Below are 5,827 nucleotides of genomic sequence, written 5' to 3' on the forward strand. Positions count from 1 at the left end.
GGGCGACCGTCTCGTACACCGTTTCGCCGGTGGCCTTGACCGGGAGCGCGACGAGCGAGGCGCGCTTGTGCCGGAAGTGCCGGGGTACGACGGCGACTCCGAGGTCCTCGTCGACCAGGTCCAGCAGGCTGTGCACGTCGTTGACCTCCAGCGCGACCCTCCGGCGGACGCCCGCGGCGGCGAAGACGGCGTCGGTGGTGCGGCGCGGGCCCCAGTCCGGGTGGAAGTCGACGAAGACCTCGCCGCCCAGCTTCTCCGGGGTCACGGCGGCGCCGGCGGCCGCGAGACGGTGGCTGGGGTGGCACAGGACGGTCATCGGCTCGCTCGACAGCGGTACGACACGCAGCTGGTCGGTGTCCTCCTGCGCCGTCCGCACGGCGAAGGCGAGGTCGAGGCGTCCGCTCGCGACCTCCTCCGCGAGTGCGCCCGAGCCCGCCTGCCGCAGACAGATCTCCACGTCCGGGTGCTTCCTGCGGAACGCGGCGAGCAGCCCCGCCACCGGCACCCCGGCGATGCACTGCTCCGACCCGAGCGCGAGCATGCCGCGCAGCACACCCTGCACGGCGGCCACCGCCTCATGGGCCGACCGCACCTGCGCCAGGATCCGCTCGGCCTCGGTCAGCAGCGCCCGCCCGGCCGGGGTGAGTGTCACCCGCCGGGTGGTCCGCACGAACAGTGGCGTCTGCAGCTCCCGCTCCAGCGTCCGGATCGAGGCGGACAGACCCGACTGGGAGACCAGCAGCCGTTCGGCGGCCCGGGTGAAGTGCTCTTCCTCGGCGACCGCGACGAAGTGCTGCAGATGGCGGAGTTCCATGACTGAGAAGCCTATGCGCTGAATCCGATCGGATTCTTCTGTTGGACCAATGCCCCCAGGTCGCGAAAGAGTGGACATCGGTTTTCCGAAACCAGATCGTGGACACCGGTTCTCGGGAACCTGGTCCCGCCGTGCCAAACCCCTCCTGGAGTCGCGTTGTACACCGCACACCCCGACCGCTACGCGGACATGCCCTACCGGCGCACCGGACGAAGCGGTCTGAGACTGCCCGCGCTCTCGCTCGGCCTGTGGCACAACTTCGGCCCCGACCGGCCCGTCGAGACGCAGCGCGAGATCCTGCGCCGCGCCTTCGACCTGGGCGTCACCCACTTCGACCTGGCCAACAACTACGGCCCGCCGCCCGGCTCCGCCGAGTCCGCGCTCGGCGAGGCCCTCAAGGCCGACTTCGCCGCGTACCGCGACGAGCTGATCATCTCCACCAAGGCGGGCTACCTGATGTGGCCCGGCCCGTACGGCGAGTGGGGCTCGCGCAAGTACCTGCTCTCCTCGCTCGACCAGAGCCTTACGCGGATGGGGCTCGACTACGTCGACATCTTCTACTCGCACCGCCCCGACCCGGACACTCCGCTGGAGGAGACGGTGGGCGCGCTGCACTCGGCGGTGCAGCAGGGCAAGGCGCTGTACGTCGGCGTCTCCAACTACTCGGCGGAGCAGACCCGTGAGGCCGCCCGCATCCTGGGCGAGCTGGGCACCCCGCTCCTCATCCATCAGCCGCGCTACTCGATGCTCGACCGGCGTCCCGAGACCGAGGGCGTGCTCGACGCCCTCGACGAGCTCCAGGTCGGCTCCATCGTCTTCTCCCCGCTGGAGCAGGGCCTGCTGACCTCCCGTTACCTCGACGGCATCCCGGAGGGTTCCCGCGCGGCGAGCGACAGCCCGTTCCTGAACTCCGAGGCCGTCACCGAGGACCTGGTCGGGAGGCTGCGCGCCCTGGACGAGGTCGCCAAGTCACGCGGTCAGACGCTGGCCCAGCTCGCCCTCGCCTGGGTGCTGCGCGGCGGCCGGGTCACCTCCGCCCTCATCGGCGCGAGCAGCGCCCGCCAGGTCGAGGACTGTGCCGGCTCCCTCGCCAACCTCGACTTCGAGGCGGACGAACTGGCCCGCATCGACGCGATCATCGAGGGCAAGGGCTGACACGCCGTTCGTGCGACCGGTGCGTGGCTGTCCGCCTCGTACCGGTCGTGGATTCCGAGCATGATCGTTGAACCCTCCATCGAGGACGTACGTATGGGAGGGGAGCCCCGGTCGGAGAGGCCTTCGCATCGTTTCGGCCAATCGCGCTCTCGCATATGCCAGGAGACTGGCTGAATTGGCATGGTGACAGAGGGTCAGGAGTGTCGATACTCGACTGAGAGGGCGATTGAGGCGTGAACAAAGTGCATCGCCGCACGCGTTCACATCGTCACGTTGCGTGACGGACTGTCGGCCCCCTTGTGCGACCAGCAAGTCTGCCAGGTGAGAGCGGGTTCGTCCGGCGAGCGGGGCCGGACGGCGTTCGACGGCGCGAACGGGGGAGCGAGGCGTGCACGACGAGTTCCTGTGTCATGTCACCGCGTACGGCATGTGTGGAGGTCAGCGCATAGGCGTACCCCTGGGTACCTACCGCGCCCCCACCCTGGCCTTGGCGCTGTGGTGGATGCGCGATCGCGCGTTATGGATCGCCGAACGCCTCGACCCGCGGCCCGAGAACCCGAACTTCCCGCCGAACGCGGTCGTCCCGGTGGCCGACACCGTCCCGGACGTGCCGAGCCTGCTGCGCGCCTGGTCTGCCGACAGCTCCCAACAAGAGCTGGTCGCCGAGGAGTTGGCCGCCGGGAACCTGGTCCGCATCGCCACCAACGACGACACCACGGAGTACGAGCTGCTCGCCGAGTCCGTCGACGCCGTACGCATGCAGCGGATCGCCCAGCGGATCGCCGCTCCCGCCGCCTGACCCCCGGGGCCGAGGGCGGCGGTCGGGTGCACATCTGGGCGAATCGGTAGAATTTCGGGCATGGCAGAGCGGTCGATCGCACCGACTGCGCCCGACCTCGTCCTGGAGACCGAGTCGGGCTCCACGGTGATGACCCCGAGCCACGAGTACCACGTCGGACGCGACCCGCGCAGTGACGTCGTCCTCGACGACGACCGGGTCTCGTGCACCACGCGGTGCTCAAGGCGGACGCCGACCACTGGACCATCGAGGACGAGAACAGCACCAACGGCACCTACACCGACGGCCACCGCGTCCACGCCTGGGATGTGGGGCCGGGCAGCGCCATCCGCTTCGGCAGCCTCGTCGACGGCCCCCGCGCCGTCCTCGCCGGCTTCGCCCACGAGCGCCCCACCGCCGTCTTCCGCCCCGGCTCGTCCGGCACCTTCCGGCAGCCCACCAGCGTCCGCCCGCTGCCCGAGCGCACCGTCCGCATCGGCCGTGCCGCCGACAACGACCTGGTCATCGACGACCTCGTCGTCTCCCGCCGGCACGCGGAACTCCGGGCGCGGCCGGACGGCATGTACGAGATCGTCGACCTCGGCAGCCACAACGGCACCTTCCTCAACGGCAGCCCCGTCGACCGAGCCCCGGTCACTGCCGGTGACATCGTCGGTATCGGTCACTCCGCGTTCTGCCTGGTCGGTGACGAGCTCCAGGAGTACGTCGACACCGGCGAGATCTCGCTCGATGTCCAGGAACCGACCGTGGTCGTCGACCGTGGCCGCAAGACACTGCTCGACAAGGTCGCGTTTCCGGTCGGCGAGAAATGCCTCCTCGCCGTCGTCGGCCCCGGCGGCTCCGGGAAGTCCACCCTCCTCAACGCCCTCACCGGTCAGCGCCCCGCCGACAGCGGCACCGTCCTGTACGACGGCCGCGACCTCTACCGCGACTACGCCGAGCTGCGCCAGCGCATCGGCCTCGTACCGCAGGACGACATCCTGCACGCCCAGCTGACCGTCCGCAGGGCCCTCGCGTACGCCGCCGAGCTGTGCTTCCCGCAGGACACCGCGAAGGCGGAGCGGCAGGAGAGGGTCGACGAGGTGATCCGCGAGCCGGGCCTCGAACAACGTGCCGGCCAGCCCATCCACAGCCTCTCCGGCGGCCAGCGCAAACGGGTCAGTGTGGCCCTGGAACTGCTGACGAAGCCCTCCCTGCTCTTCCTCGACGAGCCGACCTCCGGTCTCGACCCCGGCATGGACCGTTCGGTGATGCACATGCTGCGCGGCCTCGCCGACGACGGCCGTACGGTCATCGTCGTCACCCACAGCGTCCTCAGTCTCGATGTGTGCGACCGGCTCCTCGTGCTCGCGCCCGGCGGCAAGGTCGCCTACTACGGGCCGCCGGACGACGCCCTCGCCTTCTTCGGCTTCGAGCAGTGGCCGGAGGCGTTCGAGGCCTTCGAACGGGATCAGGACCGGGACTGGGCGGGGGAGTACCGGGACTCGCCGTTCCACCACCACTACGTCACCGCGTCCATGGGCCAGCCCTATCTGCCCGACGAGACACTGGTCGCCGTCGCGCCGCCGCCCAAGGCGCAGAGCTGGGGTGCCCAGCTGGGCACCCTCGTCCGCCGGTACGCGGCCGCGCTCGGCGCCGACCGGACCTTCCTCGCCATCATGATCGCGCCGCCGTTCGTCATGGGCGCGATGGCGAGAGCGCTCGCGGGCAGCGAACTGGACCGCGAGACGGCCATGAACGCGCTGCTCATCCTGTGTGTCGGCGGCGTCCTGACCGGCGCGGCGAACGCGGTGCGCGAACCGGTCAAGGAACGCGTGCTCAGGGGCGCCGCCGGTACGGCACGCGTGCCGATGCCGGAACGCGCGCCGACCCGGGCTGTCCCGACGACACCGGGGCCGCCCGGACCGCCACCGGAACCGCCCCCTTGGGCCAGGCCGATCTTCATTCAGCCCGGTTCGTAGCCGGACTTCACTCGTCCCTTCACTCGGCCGGAGTCGTCCCCCGCCCGGCATCGAGCCGCTCGACGCGAGCCACGTTCTCCCGGTCGTCGGCGTCCTGGCTGGCCTCGGCGGCGAACCAGGCGTCGAGGATCTCCTTCAGCAGCGGCTCGGAGGTCAGGCGCAGGCCGATCGCCAGCACGTTGGCGTCGTTCCAGCGGCGGGCGCCGTCCGCCGTGTACGCGTCCGTGCACAGGGCGGCCCGTACCCCCGGCACCTTGTTCGCGGCGATCGACGCGCCGGTCCCCGTCCAGCAGCACACGACCGCCTGCTCCGCCACACCGGAGGCGACCTCCCGGGCCGCCGCCTCCGAACAGACCGCCCACTGGGGGTCGTCCCCGGGCCGTAGCGCCCCGTGCGGCAGCACGTCGTGGCCCCGATCACGCAGTTCCTTGACGAGGAAGCGCGCGACGGGTTCGTCCATGTCGGAGGAGACGGAGATCCGCATACCTCGGAGTCTAGGGCCGCCTCGCCGGGCGTGGCTCACGGGCGTGGCCAGGGCTTTCCGGCCAGGCGCTCGATGCTGGTGTTGAAGCGCTGGAGGTAGTCGGCGAAGCCGGCGATGTCCTCGTCGGACCAGTCGGCGAGCACCTCGATGTGGTCCACGCGTGTCCCGCACGCGCGTTGCACGAAGGGGGTGGGCGGAGGAGATACGCGTAATAGCCGCCACTTCATAGTAGAGCGTGACACTCAAATACGAGTGTGCGTACGCTCCGTGATCTGGCCCTGGCCCCGTTACCGGGATCGTCGCTGTTTATGGTGGCCGCTGTCAGTCGGTCGGGCGTGGGGCGGTTGGTGTGGCGTCGCTGGAGCGGACGGCGTATCCGAGGTTCAAGAGGCTGATATCGGAACGGGAGTTGCGGGAGTTCTTCACGCCGTCGGCGGAGGATGTGGTGTGGGCGCGTGAGCGTACGCATGACCGCCCGGGCCGGGGCCTGGCGCTGTTGGTGATGTTGAAGTCCTCGGCATGGTTGGGCCGTGTTCCCAAGCTCGGGGAGATACCCGAGGTGGTCGTGGCTCACGTGCGCGATCAGGTGGGACTCGCTGCGTGGACGGTGCTAG

The 5,827-nt window shown here is 70.2% G+C and carries 5 protein-coding genes and 2 pseudogenes; 4 read left to right on the top strand and 3 right to left on the bottom strand.

The features are described 5' to 3' along the window. Nucleotides 1-814 (bottom strand): LysR family transcriptional regulator (locus tag F3T56_RS45340; RefSeq protein WP_149831297.1); only part of this gene is annotated, 814 nt, incomplete at its 3' end. A gap of 156 nt (nt 815-970) precedes the next feature. On the opposite strand from F3T56_RS45340, the gene mgrA reads away from it, so the two are divergent. From mgrA to F3T56_RS45355, 3 genes and pseudogenes are all read left to right on the top strand, one after another. Then, nucleotides 971-1,969 (top strand): L-glyceraldehyde 3-phosphate reductase, encoded by a 999-nt coding sequence (gene mgrA, locus F3T56_RS45345; RefSeq protein WP_149831298.1) that lies wholly within the window; start codon nt 971-973, stop codon nt 1,967-1,969. Between the two features lie 388 nt (nt 1,970-2,357). Next, the gene (locus tag F3T56_RS45350; RefSeq protein ID WP_149831299.1) at nt 2,358-2,768 is read left to right on the top strand and encodes a hypothetical protein; all 411 of its coding nucleotides are present in this window, start codon (nt 2,358-2,360) and stop codon (nt 2,766-2,768) included. A 60-nt stretch (nt 2,769-2,828) separates the two neighbouring features. Further along, nucleotides 2,829-4,588: pseudogene (locus tag F3T56_RS45355) on the top strand (FHA domain-containing protein); the annotation flags it as partial. 160 nt (nt 4,589-4,748) lie between these two features. Here the strand turns inward: F3T56_RS45355 and F3T56_RS45360 are convergent. Continuing rightward, nucleotides 4,749-5,213, bottom strand: a complete 465-nt coding sequence (locus F3T56_RS45360) for an RpiB/LacA/LacB family sugar-phosphate isomerase (RefSeq protein ID WP_149831300.1) — start codon at nt 5,211-5,213, stop codon at nt 4,749-4,751. A gap of 35 nt (nt 5,214-5,248) precedes the next feature. After that, nucleotides 5,249-5,356, bottom strand: a pseudogene (locus F3T56_RS45365) (MarR family transcriptional regulator); the annotation flags it as partial. Between the two features lie 206 nt (nt 5,357-5,562). Here F3T56_RS45365 and F3T56_RS45370 point away from each other — a divergent pair. Further along, the coding region (locus F3T56_RS45370; RefSeq protein WP_172639490.1) for a DUF4158 domain-containing protein at nt 5,563-5,827 on the top strand (265 nt) is incomplete at its 3' end.

The sequence above is a fragment of the Streptomyces tailanensis genome, from assembly GCF_008386495.1.
In the GTDB taxonomy this organism is placed as follows: Bacteria; Actinomycetota; Actinomycetes; order Streptomycetales; family Streptomycetaceae; genus Streptomyces; species Streptomyces tailanensis.

Bases quoted from the DNA above. Each gene is read 5' to 3' on its own strand.
- F3T56_RS45360 (WP_149831300.1), bottom strand. From the start codon at position 5,213: ATGCGGATCTCCGTCTCCTCCGACATGGACGAACCCGTCGCGCGCTTC.